Consider the following 15,605-nt stretch of genomic DNA (forward strand, 5'->3'; position numbering starts at 1 on the left):
GTTCTTAACCCTCTTATTGACTACCTAAACAAAATAGCAAACCAGTTATGTTTATTCCTATTAGCAAAGAAGAACTCAAAAAGTTAAACTGGCCCCAGCCAGATATAATCCTGGTTACAGGAGATGCTTATATTGACTCCTCCTTTATTGGAGTAGCCCTTTTGGGTAAATTTCTTATCAAACACGGTTATAAAGTAGCCCTTATTCCTCAACCAGACTGGAAGTCAGGTAAAGACATCACCAGATTAGGAGAACCCAGGTTGTTCTGGGGGGTTACTGCCGGGTCAGTAGACTCCATGGTAGCCAATTATACTGCCATTGGTAAAAAACGCAAAACTGATGACTATACACCTGGTGGTATAAACAATAAAAGGCCAGATAGGGCTTCTATAGTTTATACCAATCTCATCCGTCGATACTTTAAAAATACCAAGCCTATTGTCCTGGGAGGAATAGAAGCCAGTTTACGCCGCATTGCCCATTATGATTTTTGGTCAGATTCCCTGAGACGCTCTATTTTATTTGACGCCAAGGCTGATTATTTACTCTATGGCATGGCTGAATACTCCTTACTGGAACTAACAAGGGCCCTGGAACAAAAGCAGGAAGTTACCTCTATTCGAGGACTTTGTTATATTGCCAAAGAAAAACCAGCCTCTGGAATTGAACTGCCCAGTTATGAGGAAGTAAAAGCAGACAAAGAAAAATTTACTCAAATGTTTTTGACCTTTTATCAAAACCAGGACCCAGTTAAAGGACAAAGGCTAATTCAAAAACACCAGGACCGGTACTTAGTGCACAACCCTCCTTACCCTGCCCTCACCCAGGAACAGATGGATGAGATTTATAGCCTTTCCTTTGAAAACAAGGCCCATCCCCTACATCAAAAACAAGGAAAAATTAAAGCCCTGGAGACCATCCAGTTCTCCATAACCACCCACCGTGGCTGTTATGGTGAGTGTCATTTTTGTGCTATTTCCATGCACCAGGGAAAAATAATTCAAAGTAGAAGTGAAAAATCCATTTTAGCAGAAGTAAAATCCCTTATTAAGCATCCAGATTTTAAAGGTATTATCCAAGACCTGGGTGGACCCACTGCCAATATGTATGGATTTGAATGTAACAAAAAACTAAAAAAAGGCAGTTGCTCGAACAAGCGTTGCCTTTTTCCCCAACCGTGCCCCAACTTACCTCTAGACCACACTCCTCAAATCAATCTTCTTAGAAAAGTTCGAAAAATCCCTGGAGTAAAAAAAGTCTTTGTTAATAGTGGACTGCGCTATGACCTTATTTTAGCAGATAAAAGGGCTGGTGAAACTTATCTTCAAGACCTGGTAAGCTGGCACGTCTCTGGCCAGCTAAAAATAGCACCTGAACACGTGGCAAAAGAAGTATTAGAAATCATGGGCAAGCCTGATAATCAAAACCTGTTAGAATTTAAGCGCAAATTTGATGAATTAAGTAAAAAAAAGGGAAAAAAGCAATTTTTGACCTATTATTTCATTGCTGCCCATCCTGGCTGTACAGAAAAACATATGTATTTATTAAAAAAATTTGCCCTAGACCAATTAAAAATCAATCCCAGACAGATTCAAATATTTACTCCAACCCCTTCTACCTTTTCTACCCTTATGTATTTTACAGAAAAAAATCCCTTTACTGGCCAGAAAATAAAGGTAGCCAAAACCTTCAAAGACAAGCAAAAACAAAAAGATATTGTTCTAAAAAGGACCAAAAAAAGGGAGACCCAAAAAATATAAATTGGGACTCCCTTTTTTTTAGTTAGCTTATCATTTTTTGCAATACCTTATACACAGCAGCAAAGTCTTCATCACCCCAACCATTTTCTTCACCTATCCTGAAAAACTGCAAGGCTGTAGTTGCTTCTGGGATAACCGCTCCTGTTTCCTGGGCAGTTTGAAAAACAAAACGCAAGTCTTTACTCATGTGTTTTAAAGGAAATTGTGGAGTAAAATTTTCTTCTAAAAATAAATCCTTTTTCAGTTGAAACAAAAGACAATTCAAGGCTCCAGAATAGAGTACTTCCAGCATGGTTTCTTTGCTTAAACCACCTTTCTGGCCAAAGTGAATCATTTCTGCCATTCCAGCCATCATCACACCCAAAAGCAGATTAATGGCCATTTTCATCATAGAACCCTGTCCCACAGGACCGCAGTAAACCACCTTTTTACCCATTGCCAGCAACACATCTTCTACACCTTTTACTTCTTCTTCTTTTCCTCCAGCCAGAATAACCAGCTGTCCATCTTCAGCAGGCTTTTTTGAACCAGAAACAGGAGCATCAATAAATTTAACGCCTGTAGGTTCCAATTTTTGGGCTAATTCTTTGGTATAAGTGGGAGAAACAGAGCTCATGTTAATCAAGTATTTCTGGTCAGTTAAAGCAGAAAACAATCCCTCTTTGCCAAAGATAACCTGATCAATGGCTTCTGGGCCAGTTAACATGGTTATGATAACTTCACTCTCCTGCGCTACTTCCAGAGGAGTCTTTACTGCTTTTGCCCCTGCTTGAGTTAAGCCTATGGTTTTGGCAAAAGTTCTGTTATATACAGTTAGCTCAAAGCCTTTTTTTAAAATATTTAAAGACATGGGAATACCCATAATACCCAGGCCAATAAAACCAACTTTTTTCATTTGTCCCTCCTTATTATACTCAATTTTTTACCCAAAAACCTTTATTTTTACTAACTATCTTTTCCTGAGTAGTTAGGTAAAATTTTTCTTTATCCTTCCAGTAAATATCTATCTCTCCTAACAGGGCTGTATTTAACAAAGGGATATTCCTTTGTTGAAAATAATTTACTACTTTACCAGAAGGTAACCTATAAGGATTTAAAAATCCAGAGCTTACAATTACTAACTGGGGATTAACTTGAGTATAAAATTTCTCATTAAAACTATTTTTACTGCCGTGATGAGGTAAAATCAAAACCTGAGCTCTAAGATCTAAGTTAGAAGACACCAGATCATTTAAGCCTGCTTTTTCTATGTCTCCACAGATAAGCACTCTCTTTACACCTCTATCTACCAGCCTTAATACCAGAGAGTCATTATTAGAATTATTGCCCTTAATTTTAGGATGTAACACTTCCAGATAACTATCCTTACTTAAATTAATCCTATCTCCTCTCTTTACTATTCCTACTTTATCCCTATTTTTACTTAATATCTTCTCTAAAATCAACCTATCTCTTAAACCCAGAGGAAAGTCTCCATTAAAATAAAATCTTTTAAATTTAAATCTATCTAAAATATAATAAAGACCTCTTAAATGATCTATGTCTGGATGAGTTAAAAAAATCATATCTAAACCAGGATATTTTTTATAGGTTAAAATTTTACTTAAAACCAGTTTACCCAAATCATAATCAAAATTAAAACTTCCACCTCCATCAATAAGAATTCTATTTTTATCTATATTCAAAAAAAGAGATTGTCCTTGCCCTATATCTAGAACAGAAACCATATTGCCTTTATCTTCATAAATAATTTGAATAAAAAATAAAACCAAAGAAAAAATTAAAAAATAAATTACCTTTTTATTTTTAAGAATAACAAAAAGAAATAGCAGATAAAAGCTTAATATAATCCATCCGTCTGGCCTAGGAACAAGTACAGTTATAGTTGTAAGTATTCTTTCTAAAGAAGACAAAATAGAAAATAAAAAATCTAAAGATGTAGACATAATTTTTAGAAAAAATAAAGCTATACTTTGATATTTCAAAAACAAAAGAAATAGTAATCCAGAAGGCAAGGTTATAAAAGATAAAATGGGGATCCAAATAATGTTTATAAAAGATAAAGTATAAACTTGATTAAAATAATATACTTGTAAAGGTAGTAAAATAAGGTTTATTATTAGAGTTGAGAAAAAAATAAATAAGATAGAACTAAAAAATTTGTTCTTCACTTTCAAGCTCTTTAAAAGATATACTGAGAAATAGACTCCTAAAACTGCTAAAAAAGAAAATTGAAAAGATATATCAAAAACACTTGCAGGTAAAAAAAGAACCAACAAAAAAAGAGCTATAAAAAAACCATCTATAAACAATCTCTCTTTATTCAACAAGTAAAGTATTCCCCAGCTTAAAAACATAATTTCTGAACGTAATAGGGATAAAGGAGCTCTAGTTAACAACAGATAAAAAAGAGATAGAAAAAAAGAAATAAAGATAGACATCTTTTTACGGGGTACAATCAGAGCACCATAGGGGAATATAAAATATAAGCCATAAACCAGGAAAAAACCTAAAGCAAAAACAATGCTTAAATGTAAACCTGAAAGCGCCAAAGTATGGCCAAGGCCTGTTTCTCTAAAAAAGTTTAAAAATTTATAGGTAAAAAGAGATTTATCATTTAAAAGTAAGGCCAAGATTACAGCTTTTGTTTCTTCTCTAGCGCTTATTTCATTCAAATAACTAAGAACATTGGCTTTTAAAAAATATATTTTCTGATATAAATACCTTTTAAACTTATAAATCAAATTACTTTTTTTATAATCTAAAATTCTTAAGCTCTTAGCGTAAGAACGATAAAAAATATTTTTACTAGTCCAAAAAAAGGAATAACCAAAAACCCCTTTATCTTTTAAGCCTGCAACAGGTTTTACCTTTAATTTTTCTTCTATTTTATCTCCAGGCAAAATATCTTTATCTTTTCCTTTATTATCTTCTAAAGTAATCATCAATTTATTTTTTATTTTTATATTATTAAAATAAACCTCATCTAAAAGTATTCTCTTTTTATTTTCTGGTAAAAACTCTATACTACTAACTATTCCTTTAACTTCAATCTTTTTTTTAAAAAAATCTAAAGCAAAGGGATAATAACTAACTGGAATAGTAAGATAAAAATAAGCTATCCCCAAACAATAAAAAAAGGCATAAAAGTATTTTTTAGGTTCAAAGAAAAAGAAAAGAAATAAAAAGATAAAAAGACTATAGACAGGAAATCTGGGAAAAATAAAACCACTTAGAAAAAAGAGAAATGTTTTTTGCCAGGTAAAAAGCTTTAGCTGGGTCAATGCTTTTTAATTAAAACTTCTCGAGGTTTACTTCCTTCTGGAGGACCAATAATGCCATCTCTTTCCATTTGCTCTATAAATAAAGCAGCTTTATTAAAACCAATGCGAAAACGCCTTTGAATTAAGGAGATGGAAACCTTACCTGTTTCTATGGCAAATTCTACAGCTTCTTGATATTTGGGATCATTTACAATATCTTCATTTACTTCACTTTGAGTTTTTTCTTCTTTTTCTTCTTTCCATTGTTTAAAATCAAGCTCAAAGGAGCCAGGATAAGACTCTTTCCAAAACTCCACGACTTGAGCAATTTCTTCTTCACTGACAAAAGCACCATGGACCCTTTTCAAGCTTCCTCCACTAGCCTTAAACAACATATCTCCTTTACCCAAAAGATATTCTGCTCCATTGGCATCCAAAATAGTCCTGGAGTCATGTTTGGAACTCACCTGAAAGGCTATTCTAGCTGGAAAATTGGCTTTAATAATACCTGTAACCACATCCACTGAAGGTCTCTGGGTAGCTAAAATCAAATGTATCCCAGCAGCCCTTGCCAGTTGGGCCAATCTAACAATACTGGTTTCCACTTCTTTAGCCCCAGTAAGCATCAAATCAGCCATTTCATCAATAATTATAACCAAGTAAAAAAGGGATTCCCACTCTTCTTGATTATCTTCACTTTTCTTTAAATTACTTATTTTTTGATTATAGGCCTCAATATTGCGCACTCCCAACTGGGCCATAAGCTCATACCGTCTTTCCATTTCTGCTACTGCCCACTCTAAGGCTACCTTGGCCATACCAGGCTCTGTGACCACAGGATGGACCAGATGGGGAAGGTCATTGTAGACTGAAAGTTCTATTCTTTTGGGATCAATTAATAAAAGGCGCAAAGAAGAAGGAGTATGAGCAAAAAGTAAACTTAAAAGAAAGCTATTTAAACATACACTTTTACCCGCACCAGTAGCTCCTGCCACTAATAAATGAGGCATTTTGGCCAGGTCTACCACTACAGCATTTCCCTGAATATCTTTACCCAGGGCCAGAGGGAGAGTATGCTTTTTATTTTGAAAACCAGGAGTATCCAAAACTTCCTTTAAAAAAACCATTTCCCTTTCTGGATTAGGAATTTCTATGCCCACAGTATCCTTACCTGGAAGAGGAGCAATAATGCGCACGCGAGAAGATTTTAAACTTAAAGCCAAATCATCACTCAAGTTGGCGATCTTACTAATCTTGATGCCAGGAGCTGGTTTAAATTCCACCATACTCACCACTGGGCCTGGCACTACCCTTTCTACCTTTCCTTCTATAGAAAAATTAGCTAAACAATCTGTGACTTTTAAGCCTATTTCTTCTAATATTTCTTTACTTACTTTAACCTTATTCTTCACAACTTCATTTAGTATATCTAAAGGAGGAAACTTAGCATCACCAGAATGAACATAATTAATATTATTTTTGCTATCTTTTTTAACACCGGACTCTTTAACTTCTTTTTTTCCTTCTTTTACAGGACTAATATCTTTATCTACGTTCTTTTTTTTGTTATTTCTCTTTATATTTTTAGATATCCTTTCTTTTCTCTTTATAAAGTTATATTTTAGTTTATAAATCAAACTATACCATGATATATTAAATACTATTTGTATACTACAAATTGTTAGTATAGACAAAATTACTATACTACCCCAGAATTTAAAATATTTTATACATAAAAGATATAAATTATTTCCTAAAAAACCACCACCACTTATACTATGAAAAGAAACAAAAGAAAAATAAGGAAAAGAAATCCAGATATGCAAAAGGATTAAAAGTAGAAAGAAAAAAGTCCATCTATACCAGGGAAAAGTAATACTTTTAATAATTAAAAAAGAAACAAAAAACCCACTTAAAGCCCACAAAAAAGCGCCCAAACCAAAAAGATCAAAAAAAAGGCCAGCCAGGTAAGCTCCTACCAGGCCAGCCTTATTAATTACTTTTCCACTAGCGATACCAGAAGAATTAAAAGATGGATCCAAGGGCGAATAAGTTAGCAAGCTAAGCAAATAAAAAAAAAGAAAACCCCACAAAAACAATAGCAATATTTCTTTTTTTAACTTGCCCTCCCCAGTCAAAAAAATACTCCTTTATTCTCGGCCGATATATTCTTTAGTTCTGGTGTCAATTTTGATTTTATCTCCTTCGTTAATAAACAGAGGCACCTGAACTACCAGGCCAGTTTCCAAAGTAGCTGGCTTGGTAGCGCCAGAAACAGTATCTCCTTTTACTCCTGGCTCTGTTTCCACCACTTCCAAAACTACAGAAGCAGGTAAATCCAAGTCAATAGGCTGATTTCTATATACCAAAACCTTTACTTCTTCACCTTCTTTTAAAAACTGCCCCTTATCAGCAAAGGACTCTGCAGCCACATTTATCTGTTCGTAAGTGGTCATATCCATAAACACATAACTATCGCCTTCTTTGTAAAGATACTGATAGGACCTGGTTTCCAAATCTGGACGATCAAATTTTTCTCCAGCGCGAAAGGTCTCATCTACAATACTACCTGTAAGTAAATTTTTTAATTTGGTCCGGACAAAAGCACCACCTTTACCTGGTTTCACATGCAAGAAATCCAATACTTCATAGGGAACTCCCTCAATTTCTATTTTTAATCCCCGTCTAAAATCAGTTGTAGAAAGCATTTTACCTCCTTCAGCAATTATTTTTTAACTCTCAACTTGAGAAAGATAGTGATAAAGAGCTTTTACGCCTAAAACATAACTATAGATTCCAAATCCAGAAATAACTCCAAGAGCTTTGGCCGATAAATAACTTTTATGTCTAAACTCTTCTCTGGCATAGACATTACTCAAATGTACTTCCACATAAGGTATTTTTATCCAGGATAGACAATCAGCTATGGCTATACTCGTATGCGTATACGCTCCTGCATTAATAACAATGCCAGAGACCTTTTTCTCCCATGCTTCTTCTAAATAATTAATCAATTCACCCTCTGAATTGGACTGCTTAAGGGTTAAATTCAACCGAGGACTAACCTCCTGAGCAACCAAAGAGGGAAGAGCATCCAGTCCCTTTTCTCCATAAATATGGGGCTCTCTTTGACCTATATACTTTAAGTTAGGTCCATTTAAAATAAGAATATCCATAAAAACTACTTGGCTTCAGCAGGTACTTTTAATTCTTCCAGATAACGAGGCTCCACCACCACTTCTGGCTTTAAACTATTTTCCGAAGCTGCAAGAGGCTGGCTTATAGCCTTAACTTCTACCTTTGGCAAGAAGATGATATCATCCACCTCTACCTCTTCTTTAACCTCATAAATTTCCCCTTGCGCTAACAAACCATACCCCTTGGTAAACTTATCTTCGGTCAAGGCCTGAGTAATTTTTCCCATGCCAGTAAGACGAATAATCCCCTCTTCTTTAGAAAATTTACCAATGGCAAAATACCTATTTTCCACTTCACCAGGATTATAATCTTCAAAAACAGCAATATAACAAAAATCATGTGTGCCAATGGCATAAGTGTTTTGTTTTAAACTAATTACCTTACCAGCCACAGCATAGCTCGGAGTTAAAGTTAGAGTAACTTCAAATTCTTGTTCCAAATCCTTGGTATAAGGATTTTGTTTGGGATTGATTTCTCCTTTATTGACCAAGAACTGAGCGCTTTTTATCCCTCGAGCACTAGGTCTAACAATCATACTCATTTTTAATATTTCCCTATTAATTTGCTGCATGGCTTCCTTTAAAGCAGCATTCCAAAAGGCACTTTTGCCCTTCTCCTTATACTCATCAGAAGAAAGCTTGACTTTCACCTTAATTGTTTTAACCTCAGTAGTTAGCTGGTTTTGAGGATTAAAAATCAAAACTGGCTTAACTACTTGTTTTTTTTGAGCACAAGCAACCAAAAACAAAGCAGCCATAATTATTAACCATTTTTGCTTCATAAAAAACTCCTTTTGGGATTTAAATCTAAACCTTAAAACTGTTAAATGTTTTTATACACATTTTAAAAAAAAATTTCTAGAGATTTTATGATGAAAAGAACATTAAAATTAGAAAAAACTATTTACACCTTAGAACAGCTTACAATACCACCTATTTCGCAGGTAGCCATAGCAGGAAGATCCAATGTAGGCAAGTCATCTTTATTAAATTGCCTGGCAGGACAAAAAAAATTAGCTAAAATCAGCTCTTCTCCTGGTAAAACTAGAAGTCTCAATTTTTATCTGGTTGAACCAGACAACTTTTATTTAGTTGACCTTCCTGGATACGGTTATGCCAAGTGCTCCAAGCAAGAAAGAGAAAAATGGGCGCAACTAATCAATTCTTATTTGAGCAATAACGCCTATTTAAAGGCAATGGCCGTGCTTCTTGATTCCCGGCTTAAACCTCAAAGTTTAGACCTAGAGCTTATTTCTTTCCTGGAAAACAACCAGATACCTCTAATACCGGTACTTACCAAGGTAGATAAATGCAAACAAAAAGAAATTAGTGCAAGCCTGAAGAATTGGCAAGTCCTGTTAAATAAGTCTGCCCAAGATATAATCCTGTTTTCCAGTAAGACGGGAAAAGGTAAAAACAAACTCTGGCAGGCTATAGTTAACAAAGCCAAGTAGCTATTCTTTGAGTATTTTAAATAAATAGGGTAAAATTAAAAACATAAAAATTATATTGGCTAACCATCCACCCAAAAAAGGAAAAAGAATACCCTTTTTAGCTAAAGTACTTCCAATAACAAACAGAGCATAATAAGAAAATATAAGTCCCAGTCCCAACAAGAGAGATTTATATACATTTTTTAAATAGTAGACGATTATTACTCCCAATATACTTAAAATAATAATAGAAAAAGAATAAGCATACTTACCATACCAGGTAGCAAGTAATTCTTCCACACTAATACCATTTTTCCTAAATACCTCTATAATCTTTGTAAGCTGAGTAAAAGAAAGGGCCTCTTGAGGTAAGTCCGAACTAAGTGTAGCTAAGGATTTAAAGTCTATTTGAGCCTTTAAATTTACTTGCTTCACCTGTTCTTTAGAAAAGGAATGGGGAGCAAATATCCAGGCCTTATCAATTATTATCCTTTCTTTATTATAGACAAAGCTATCTCCAGTAATGTATCTTAATATCTTATTACTGGAAAAATCAACCTCATACACTTTTATAGAGGTTCCTTTATTAGTAGATAAGTTAAACCTTTCAAAATGGATAACCTTATCTTTATCTATAAGCCATTTATTATAAATATCATTTTTAATAAGTTCCTTATTTCTCACATATTTTTTCCACATTTCAGCTGATTTAAACATACCATAACTACCAGCTTCTTGAATAACTGCAAAGTGTAAAAAAGAAATAAATACAGAAATAGACAACATAAAAAAAATTAATCTTCTAAAATAAATACCACCAGACAATATCGCTATAATCTCATTTCTACTATATAAAATAGAAAATAATATAATTATAGAAATAAAAAATATACCTGGCATTATTTGAGATAAAATCATAGGTATTTTAAAAATAAAATAGAGTAAAATAGTTGTTAAAGAAACTTTAGAAGATATAAACTCGTCTACTCTATCTAAAAAGTCAAACAACAAATATACCAATATCCCAGATAAAGATATATTTAAAAAAATAAACCCAAGTTCTCTTAGTAAATATTTAGATAGTGTTCTCATCTTTTTAACAACTTATTTTTAATAACTCCATAAAGAGTTACTTCTTTACTAAGCAAATAAAAGTTAATTCCACCGAGAACTAAAAAAATCAAGTTAGGCATCCACATAGAAATATAAGGAGACATTTTTCCTGTTTCTCCAAGGGAATAAAATAGAGAATAAAGAGAATAATAAATTAAAAAGGAAAGTAAACAAATAATTATTCCATATTGTTGTTTCATACCAGAAAGACTTAAAGAAAGAGGAAGCACAAAAAAGGACAAAATCAAACAGGAAAACGGTAAAGCCAATCTCCTACTAAGCTCCATTTTGGCAATTCTACTTAATTCTGAATCAGAATTAATAACTTCTTTTAACTCACTTAAATACATCTCTTTAGGCTTCTTATCTTCTAATTTAAACCCACCCAAAATATTTTTTAGATCCAGAATTACATCGTATCTTTTATAGTTGAGGATATTACTATTCTTATTGGAAAAGATATAAATATTTCCATCTAACAATTCAAAAACCATACGATTATTATCTTTATCATAATAAATATATCCTTTATCAGCCACAATCACTCTATTTTGCTCTTTTCTATTTTCTTCAATAAAGATTCCTTGCATAATTTTTGTTTTTAAATCTACACTTTTTGGATAAATAACTATACCAGGGAAAGATGAAGAAAATATGCCTGGCCTCAGTGAGAATTCTGTCTTTGACTGTATAATTTCTATACACTTTTCTCTAAAATTGTCTATACCTTTAGGCAATAAAACTATTGCCATGTATAAAGATATAAAAAAGCAGATTACAGAAAATAAAAAAGGAAAGTAAGTAAAATTTGTATAGTTCAAAGAGCAAGAACGTAAAGCAATCATCTCTCTATCTGAAGTCATCCTTAAAAAAACTAAAAATATACTTAGCATGCAGGATATGGGGATAAGAATAATTAAAAAGGAAGGAGATAAATAAAAAAATGCCAGGGCAATATCTTTTATCTGTACATTTTGTCCTAAAAATAGCTCTTTAAAATGAAGTAACCTTCCTATTAAAATAAAAATGAGAAAAGAAAAAAGACAAATAAAAAAAACAACAAAAATTTCTCTGGCCAGATAACGATTTAAAATACGCATTATTTATTATTCTTTTCTTCCTTAAAAAATCTCAAGACAAATTCCATTTCTTGGGGACTCAAATTAAAACGCATCCCCACCTCTTCTAAAAGTTTAGTTAAATCTTTTTTCTCCTGTAGTTCACCATCAATCCATCTTATGGCTTGCTCTACCCTCTTTTGATCCATGATAGTACTCATTTTTTACTCCTATTTGTTCTTGCAAGTTTTTTGAGCTTAGAATAAAGATAGGCCTTTACTAAGGTTAATACCGTTAAAATTCAACCCAAAAAAGGAGGTTAGTAAGTGAAACGTTTAATGGCAAGTATTTTATTTCTGATGGCTTTTTTTTCAATTATCTCCACTTGTTTTGCCGAAGATAACTCTTGGGAGCGAGTAAAAAGCAAAGGAGAACTGGTAATAGGATTGGATGATGCTTTTCCTCCCATGGGTTTTCGTCAGGCTGATGGTACACTCACTGGTTTTGATATTGAAGCAGCAGAAGAAGTAGGAAAAAGATTGGGAATAAAAATCAAGTGGCAACCCACTGCCTGGGACGGAGTTATTCACTCTCTTTATGCCAAAAAATTCGATTGTATCTGGAATGGCATGACTATCACCAAGGAAAGGGCTCAAAAAGTTAACTTTACCAAGCCCTACATCATGGACGGGCAGGTAGTGGTTGTACGCTTAAATGAAAAAAATATAAAAAGTTTCAATGACCTCAAAGGAAAAGTTATTGGAGTTCAAAAGGGTTCTTCTGCCTTAGAGGCAGTTAAAAAACTTCCTGTTCAACCCAAAGAAGTGCGTGAATATGACAATAACCCCAAGGCCTTTTTAGATTTAGATGCAGGACGCCTGGACGCTATGGTAGTGGATAATGTTTCTGGACGCTATTATATTTCTGTAAGACCTGGTAAATATAGAATTTTACCTGGGTTTATCACTAAAGAACCCTTTGGGGTTGCATTTAGAAAGGAAGATAAAAAACTCCTGGAAGTAATTCAAAAGGAAATTGATAAAATGGTTGCTGATGGTACCATGGCTAAAATTTCCAAAAAATGGTTTGGCGAAGACATCACTAATCCAGCAAAATGGTAAACAACATTAGTTTTTCAATTTTAAAAAAGACCAGAAGGATTTTCCTTCTGGTCTTAGTGTTTTTAAGCCTGGTTAGCTCTCTTAGAGCAGAAACCAATTATCTAAAATTAGGAGAGCAAGAACTAAGCTTGGGAAATCTAGAGCAAGCCAAACAGTACTTTCTCCAGGTAAAACCTCCCCTTACAGATGAAGACTTAGATTTTCTAAGGGCCAGACTTATTTTAGCCAAACTCTATTTTAATGAACACGAATTTACATTAGCCAAAAAACAATGTGAACAAATCCTTAGGTACTATCCTCAAAACCTGGAAGCACAAAATTTACTAAAAGCCATAAAAAATGAAGAAAAAAGCTTTTTTCAACGCTTTTTAGATAACAGCAAAAAGTATCTTCCTGCCTTGTTAAAAGGCACTGTTATGACGCTTACTCTGGTTCTTTTTACCATGTTGGTCTCTCCTTTGGGGGGGCTGGTTATTGCTCTAGGTAGAATAAGCCGTTTCTTACCCCTTTCTCTTTTTTGCTGGTTTATTATCTGGATGTTCAGGGGTACTCCTTTACTCTTACAACTCTTTTTTATTTACTACGGCCTGCCTGCCCTAGGTATTACCTTAAAACCTCTAACTGCAGCTTTTTGGGGCTTAGGCCTAAATTATTCTGCCTATCTAGCAGAAATTATTAGAGCAGGTATTCAAAGTATAGATGCAGGCCAGATGGAAGCAGCAAAAGCCCTGGGGATGACCTATGGACAGGCCATGCGGAGAATAATTATTCCTCAAACCTATAAACGCATCATGCCACCTATTGGTAATGAATTTATAGCTCTTATTAAAGATACAGCTTTGGTTTCCACCATTGCCATGGTAGAACTAATGCGTTCAGCAGATCAGCTTTTTAATACTTACTTTGATGTCACTGTATTAATCTTGGCAGGAATCATTTATCTCTTATTAACAACTGTATTTACCCTTACTTTTGAAAAAATAGAGCGCAAAGTTGGAGCTTATGAACAAAGATAATCAGGTATTAGTAGAGTTAAAAAACATAACCAAACGTTTTGGAGAAGTTGTTGCTATAGATAAAGTTAATCTAAAGGTCCATAAAGGAGAAAAGGTAGCAATTATTGGACCTTCTGGCTCTGGGAAATCAACTCTACTGAGAACCATAAATTTTTTAGAAAAAATAGATGAAGGTCAAATTTTCTTTGAAGGTAAAGAAGTAGGCTATGTTTTTAAAAGAAATAAAAGAGTTTTAGATAAGCCTAAAAAAATATGTGCCCTACGCTCTGAGATAGGCATGGTTTTTCAACATTTTCACCTCTTCCCTCATTTGACAGTTATAGAAAATGTTATGGAAGGACCTAGAACAGTTTTGAAAAAAAACAAACAGGAAGCAAAAAGCATTGCTTTGGATATGCTTAAAAAAGTGGGTCTTCTAGATAAAAAAAATGTCTATCCAGCCTGTCTTTCAGGTGGTCAAAAGCAAAGAGTAGCCATAGCCAGGGCCCTGGCTATGAAACCCAAATTAATGCTTTTTGACGAACCTACTTCTGCCCTGGATCCAGAACTGGTAGGAGAAGTCTTTGAAGCCATAAAAAAACTAGCCCAAGAAGGCATGACCATGATTATAGTCACCCACCAGATGGGGTTTGCCAGAGAAATGGCAGATAGAGTTATTTTTATGGAACATGGTCGTTTTTTACTGGAAGCCAAGTCCAAAGAGTTTTTTTCCTCTTCTTTAGAAAATCCTCGAATAAAAAGTTTTTTACAAAAAATACTGGATTAAAAAGATGAATCCTTATTTGCAAGCTACTATTTTAGGTATAGTTGAAGGTTTAACCGAGTTTCTACCCATTTCATCCACTGGGCACTTGATTTTAAGTGGGCATTTACTTCAATTTACAGGAGAAAAGGCCAATACCTTTGATATAGTTATCCAGCTTGGAGCTATTTTAGCTGTGGTAGTTTTATATAAGGACTTTTTTTTAAATCTTTTTTTTGACTTCACTCCCAACAAAAAAGAGTTTAAAGGCATTAGAGGAATATATCTTCTCTTTTTAACTACTCTTCCAGCCAGTATTTTAGGGTTATTAACCCACTCTTATATAAAGAAGTACCTTTTTACTCCCTTTACTGTCTCTTTATCTCTTTTAGTTGGAGCCATTTTTATTCTCGTGGTAGAAAACAAAAAACAAAACAATACTACCTATTTTAAACTAGATCAAATTAACCCTAAATTAGCTCTGGGCATTGGTCTATTTCAATGTCTGGCCCTTTGGCCAGGTTTTTCTCGTTCAGCTGCTACCATTATTGGCGGAATGCTCCTGGGCTTAGAACGTAAGTTAGCAGCTAAATACTCTTTTCTGGCAGCAGTGCCCATTATGTTTGCAGCTACAGGCTATGACCTTTTAAAAAATTTTCAACTTTTCAATCCTCAAGACCTAACAATTCTTGGCCTGGGTTTTATCATCTCTTTTTTCTCTGCCCTTGTAGCTATTAAAACCTTTATTTACCTTTTAGGCAAAATAACCCTAAAGCCTTTTGCTATTTATAGAATTATTTTAGCCTTAATAGTTTTATTTTACTATATTTAATATGTTAAAATTTATAATTATTTTTACTTTAATTTACTCCGCTTTAAATTTAACACCATTTTTAATATTA

15 protein-coding genes are annotated in these 15,605 nt (G+C 33.7%); 6 read left to right on the top strand and 9 right to left on the bottom strand.

What is annotated here, in order from left to right:
• The first annotated feature begins 47 nt into the window (after positions 1-47).
• Positions 48-1,760, top strand: a complete 1,713-nt coding sequence (locus ACTCIM_RS01515) for a YgiQ family radical SAM protein (RefSeq protein ID WP_472313458.1) — start codon at positions 48-50, stop codon at positions 1,758-1,760.
• A gap of 22 nt (positions 1,761-1,782) precedes the next feature.
• Here ACTCIM_RS01515 and ACTCIM_RS01520 read toward each other — a convergent pair whose 3' ends face one another.
• The 6 genes from ACTCIM_RS01520 to ACTCIM_RS01545 are packed head-to-tail and all read right to left on the bottom strand — an operon-like array spanning position 1,783 to position 9,002.
• A complete protein-coding gene (locus ACTCIM_RS01520; protein WP_464279927.1) occupies positions 1,783-2,655 on the bottom strand; it encodes an NAD(P)-dependent oxidoreductase in 873 nt (290 codons plus the stop codon).
• A gap of 19 nt (positions 2,656-2,674) precedes the next feature.
• Positions 2,675-5,044, bottom strand: coding sequence for a DNA internalization-related competence protein ComEC/Rec2 (locus ACTCIM_RS01525; RefSeq protein WP_029970100.1), 2,370 nt, complete (start codon positions 5,042-5,044; stop codon positions 2,675-2,677).
• Positions 5,041-7,161 carry a DNA translocase FtsK gene (locus ACTCIM_RS01530; protein WP_472313460.1) on the bottom strand — a complete coding sequence of 707 codons (2,121 nt, stop codon included), beginning with the start codon at positions 7,159-7,161 and terminating at the stop codon, positions 5,041-5,043. The genes ACTCIM_RS01525 and ACTCIM_RS01530 overlap by 4 nt, the downstream gene beginning before the upstream one ends.
• Before the next feature lie 12 nt (positions 7,162-7,173).
• Positions 7,174-7,731 (bottom strand): elongation factor P, encoded by a 558-nt coding sequence (efp, locus tag ACTCIM_RS01535; RefSeq protein ID WP_029969977.1) that lies wholly within the window; start codon positions 7,729-7,731, stop codon positions 7,174-7,176.
• Positions 7,732-7,755: 24 nt separating this feature from the next.
• The gene (locus tag ACTCIM_RS01540) at positions 7,756-8,199 is read right to left on the bottom strand and encodes a type II 3-dehydroquinate dehydratase (protein ID WP_464279930.1); all 444 of its coding nucleotides are present in this window, start codon (positions 8,197-8,199) and stop codon (positions 7,756-7,758) included.
• A 5-nt stretch (positions 8,200-8,204) separates the two neighbouring features.
• Entirely contained in the window at positions 8,205-9,002 is a 798-nt protein-coding gene (locus ACTCIM_RS01545) for a hypothetical protein (protein ID WP_029969932.1), read from the bottom strand.
• A 90-nt stretch (positions 9,003-9,092) separates the two neighbouring features.
• Here ACTCIM_RS01545 and yihA point away from each other — a divergent pair, with 90 nt between their 5' ends.
• Entirely contained in the window at positions 9,093-9,674 is a 582-nt protein-coding gene (gene yihA / locus ACTCIM_RS01550) for a ribosome biogenesis GTP-binding protein YihA/YsxC (protein WP_029969930.1), read from the top strand.
• Here yihA and ACTCIM_RS01555 read toward each other — a convergent pair whose 3' ends face one another.
• The 3 genes from ACTCIM_RS01555 to ACTCIM_RS01565 are packed head-to-tail and all read right to left on the bottom strand — an operon-like array spanning position 9,675 to position 12,045.
• Entirely contained in the window at positions 9,675-10,745 is a 1,071-nt protein-coding gene (locus tag ACTCIM_RS01555; RefSeq protein ID WP_472313461.1) for an LptF/LptG family permease, read from the bottom strand.
• Positions 10,742-11,866 (bottom strand): LptF/LptG family permease, encoded by a 1,125-nt coding sequence (locus ACTCIM_RS01560; protein ID WP_029969924.1) that lies wholly within the window; start codon positions 11,864-11,866, stop codon positions 10,742-10,744. Before ACTCIM_RS01560 ends, ACTCIM_RS01555 begins: the two co-directional genes overlap by 4 nt.
• On the bottom strand, positions 11,866-12,045 hold the full coding sequence (locus ACTCIM_RS01565; RefSeq protein WP_029969917.1) for a hypothetical protein: 180 nt from the start codon (positions 12,043-12,045) through the stop codon (positions 11,866-11,868). The genes ACTCIM_RS01560 and ACTCIM_RS01565 overlap by 1 nt, the downstream gene beginning before the upstream one ends.
• A 105-nt stretch (positions 12,046-12,150) precedes the next feature.
• Between ACTCIM_RS01565 and ACTCIM_RS01570 the strand changes: the two genes are divergently transcribed.
• From ACTCIM_RS01570 to ACTCIM_RS01585, 4 genes are read left to right on the top strand one after another with little or no spacing between them, the layout of a single operon-like run.
• A complete protein-coding gene (locus ACTCIM_RS01570; RefSeq protein ID WP_472313463.1) occupies positions 12,151-12,945 on the top strand; it encodes an amino acid ABC transporter substrate-binding protein in 795 nt (264 codons plus the stop codon).
• Positions 12,939-13,961, top strand: coding sequence for an ABC transporter permease subunit (locus tag ACTCIM_RS01575; RefSeq protein WP_029969913.1), 1,023 nt, complete (start codon positions 12,939-12,941; stop codon positions 13,959-13,961). Before ACTCIM_RS01570 ends, ACTCIM_RS01575 begins: the two co-directional genes overlap by 7 nt.
• On the top strand, positions 13,948-14,727 hold the full coding sequence (locus tag ACTCIM_RS01580; RefSeq protein WP_464279940.1) for an amino acid ABC transporter ATP-binding protein: 780 nt from the start codon (positions 13,948-13,950) through the stop codon (positions 14,725-14,727). The genes ACTCIM_RS01575 and ACTCIM_RS01580 overlap by 14 nt, the downstream gene beginning before the upstream one ends.
• Before the next feature lie 4 nt (positions 14,728-14,731).
• On the top strand, positions 14,732-15,535 hold the full coding sequence (locus ACTCIM_RS01585) for an undecaprenyl-diphosphate phosphatase (RefSeq protein ID WP_464279941.1): 804 nt from the start codon (positions 14,732-14,734) through the stop codon (positions 15,533-15,535).
• The last annotated feature ends 70 nt before the right edge of the window (positions 15,536-15,605 follow it).

This window comes from Desulfonauticus sp., from assembly GCF_055126295.1.

What these genes read in the sequence shown, in the direction of transcription:
- ACTCIM_RS01540 (WP_464279930.1), bottom strand. Translation starts at nt 8,199, where the DNA reads ATGGATATTCTTATTTTAAATGGACCTAACTTAAAGTATATAGGTCAA.
- ACTCIM_RS01575 (WP_029969913.1), top strand. Translation starts at nt 12,939, where the DNA reads ATGGTAAACAACATTAGTTTTTCAATTTTAAAAAAGACCAGAAGGATT.
- ACTCIM_RS01520 (WP_464279927.1), bottom strand. Translation starts at nt 2,655, where the DNA reads ATGAAAAAAGTTGGTTTTATTGGCCTGGGTATTATGGGTATTCCCATG.
- ACTCIM_RS01555 (WP_472313461.1), bottom strand. Translation starts at nt 10,745, where the DNA reads ATGAGAACACTATCTAAATATTTACTAAGAGAACTTGGGTTTATTTTT.
- efp (WP_029969977.1), bottom strand. Translation starts at nt 7,731, where the DNA reads ATGCTTTCTACAACTGATTTTAGACGGGGATTAAAAATAGAAATTGAG.
- ACTCIM_RS01585 (WP_464279941.1), top strand. Translation starts at nt 14,732, where the DNA reads ATGAATCCTTATTTGCAAGCTACTATTTTAGGTATAGTTGAAGGTTTA.
- ACTCIM_RS01580 (WP_464279940.1), top strand. Translation starts at nt 13,948, where the DNA reads ATGAACAAAGATAATCAGGTATTAGTAGAGTTAAAAAACATAACCAAA.
- ACTCIM_RS01560 (WP_029969924.1), bottom strand. Translation starts at nt 11,866, where the DNA reads ATGCGTATTTTAAATCGTTATCTGGCCAGAGAAATTTTTGTTGTTTTT.
- ACTCIM_RS01515 (WP_472313458.1), top strand. Translation starts at nt 48, where the DNA reads ATGTTTATTCCTATTAGCAAAGAAGAACTCAAAAAGTTAAACTGGCCC.
- ACTCIM_RS01565 (WP_029969917.1), bottom strand. Translation starts at nt 12,045, where the DNA reads ATGAGTACTATCATGGATCAAAAGAGGGTAGAGCAAGCCATAAGATGG.
- ACTCIM_RS01545 (WP_029969932.1), bottom strand. Translation starts at nt 9,002, where the DNA reads ATGAAGCAAAAATGGTTAATAATTATGGCTGCTTTGTTTTTGGTTGCT.
- yihA (WP_029969930.1), top strand. Translation starts at nt 9,093, where the DNA reads ATGAAAAGAACATTAAAATTAGAAAAAACTATTTACACCTTAGAACAG.